This window comes from Mesorhizobium sp. WSM4829, from assembly GCF_055811475.1.
The window spans coordinates 1-259 of record NZ_JBVVQJ010000174.1 but is presented as its reverse complement, the minus strand read 5'-3'; the positions used below and the strand labels follow the sequence as shown (position 1 = coordinate 259).

General features: G+C 32.8%; 1 protein-coding gene. It reads left to right on the top strand.

The genetic code is table 11. From position 1 onward, the window contains the following. Positions 1 to 259 (top strand): hypothetical protein (locus AC0L17_RS34740; RefSeq protein ID WP_473519030.1); only part of this gene is annotated, 259 nt, incomplete at both ends.

Below are 259 nucleotides of genomic sequence, written 5' to 3'. Positions count from 1 at the left end.
GGTTAAAAAAGTACCCCCCAAAAAAACAACATACCCCAACGCCATATCCAAAAAAAAAAGTAAAAACACCAAAAAAAAAAAAAAATAAAAACCCCCCCCCCCCCAAAAAAAAAAAAAAAAAAAAGAAAAAAAAAAAAAAAAAAAAAAAAAAAAAAAACCCCCCCCCCCCCCCCCCCCCCCCCCCCCCCCCAAAAAAAAAAAAAAAAAAAAAACCCAAAATTAAACCACACAAAAAAAAAAACACACCCCAAAAAAAAAA